The sequence below is a fragment of the Candidatus Hepatincolaceae symbiont of Strigamia maritima genome, assembly GCF_055505085.1.
On the sequence record NZ_DBKDTU010000003.1, the window covers coordinates 1 to 1,220 of the forward strand.

At 26.2% G+C, this 1,220-nt stretch carries 1 protein-coding gene; it reads right to left on the bottom strand.

The window, feature by feature from the left end; translation table 11 throughout:
* The coding region (locus ACQCX0_RS00035) for a hypothetical protein (RefSeq protein WP_462561978.1) at positions 1 to 606 on the bottom strand (606 nt) is incomplete at its 3' end.
* Positions 607 to 1,220: the final 614 nt, after the last annotated feature.

Below are 1,220 nucleotides of genomic sequence, written 5' to 3' on the forward strand. Positions count from 1 at the left end.
TAATTTTTTAATATATCTCTCTATATTATCAGATCCCATACTTAATAAATATTCTTTATACAAACATTTAATTTTATTATACTCAAGCTTATTAACCTTAAAATACTCTTTAATATCATCTATATTTTCACTAAAATACTTCCCTCCACCCCCTAAGATTTTTTCATCTCTAGTTAAAGATACCACATATAAATCACTACTTTCAGTAAATGGCACTATTTGTAAACTTTCAGTAATATATACAATAGACGTATTAGGAAATATTAATTGTAAATATTTAGCAGGTGGGCATCTAACAATAATAAGATTAGGATTAATGTTATTAAGATAAAAATTTAGAAACTCCTTAATTTTTACAGAGTCTTGCAAATATTCTGAATTTTCTACATCAAAAGGAAAACTATCTGTAATATAAATTAATTTTATATTAGTGTTTGCCATTTCACTAAAAATAGTTTTATTATTAGTATTACAAAAATTAGGATATTTATCGTTGATAACACAATATACTTCATATTTCTCTATCAAAAAATTCATTAAAGGGATAATTGTATGTCTAAGCCACCATTCCGTAGAAAATGGGATATAAAATAGGATTCTTTGCATTTAAAGATATTTTTTATTTATAATAATTCTCATATAGTATAGAGGCAACTTCAAAATCCTTTTGATTATTAATATCCACTAAAGTGGTCTCTGTAATATAAAGATATGGGTTTCTCCCAATATAATACCACGCATTTTTTAACATACTCATTTTCATAAAAAAACAAGACCATGTTACTTCATAATAAGGAATAAGAAACTGTGAAATTTTATGCCAATAACCAAAATTATAGTTAATGGCATTCCCATTATTATCAATAATATGATGATTAATTTTCTTAACCACCGCTAAGGAATCATAATCATCATATATTTGTTTCCATTTTTGTATAACTTTTGAGAATTCATTAAATAATGGCTGGGTAACTTGTACCCACATAATATCCTCATTATCTGTAACCTGATTAACTATATTTTTAACTATATCCGTCTCAAGTGCTGATTGGTAAGTTAAACTTATATCCCTTAACAAAAAGTTAAAACCATATTTGGTTGCTATCTTCTCCACATCAGGATTTTCAGATGAAACAAATATATTGTGAGGAGTAATAACTTCTAACAACTGTTCTGCTTTAATATCAAAAAGAGATCGGAAGAGCGTCGTGTAGGGAAAG